The organism is Pseudoalteromonas sp. S558, assembly GCF_005886635.1.
In the GTDB taxonomy this organism is placed as follows: domain Bacteria; phylum Pseudomonadota; class Gammaproteobacteria; order Enterobacterales; family Alteromonadaceae; genus Pseudoalteromonas; species Pseudoalteromonas aliena.
Genome location: NZ_PNDU01000556.1, coordinates 1 through 778, shown reverse-complemented (window position 1 = coordinate 778; position 778 = coordinate 1). Strand labels below are relative to the sequence as shown.

1 protein-coding gene is annotated in these 778 nt (G+C 43.2%); it reads left to right on the top strand.

Going from position 1 to position 778, the window contains the following annotated elements:
- Positions 1-778: biotin/lipoyl-containing protein (locus CWB66_RS21395; protein ID WP_289508523.1), on the top strand; the 778-nt coding region annotated here is incomplete at both ends.

The window sequence follows — 778 nt, the reverse complement described above, 5'->3', positions numbered from 1 at the left end:
TGATATTGGTGACGACGAAGTAGAAGTAACCGAAATATTAGTAAGCGTTGGCGATAAAGTAGATGTTGACCAATCATTACTAAATGTTGAAGGTGACAAAGCATCAATGGAAATACCTGCTTCTCAAGCGGGGACTGTAAAAGAGATTAAAGTTAACGTTGGCGACACCGTTACAACAGGCTCTTTAGTATTTTTGTTTGAAGGCGAGAGTGAAGGCACTGATGAAGAAAAAGCATCAGCCGCTGCTCCAGCTAAATCTGAAGAGGCAGCACCCGCTGCTTCTACAGGTTCTTCAACTAAAGAAGTAACCGTACCAGATATTGGTGACGACGAAGTTGAAGTAACTGAAATCATGGTTGCTGTTGGCGACACCGTTGAAGAAGAGCAATCTATCTTAAACGTTGAAGGCGACAAAGCCGCAATGGAAGTACCAGCGCCGTTTGCTGGAACAGTTAAAGAAATTAAAGTCGTCGCTGGCGACAAAGTAAAAACAGGCTCACTTGTGTTTGTTTTTGAAGTAGCAGGAAGTGAATCTGCAGCACTGGCTAAAGAGTCAGCTCCTGTAGAAGCGCCAGCAGCTAGCTCAACAGCAAACGCAGCACCAAGTACTAAAGAAGTGAATGTACCTGATATTGGTGGCGATGAAGTTGAAGTAACTGAAATTATGGTTGCAGTTGGCGATACGGTTGAAGAAGATCAATCAATCTTAAACGTTGAAGGCGACAAAGCTGCAATGGAAGTACCAGCTCCATTTGCCGGTACAGTTAAAGAAATTAAA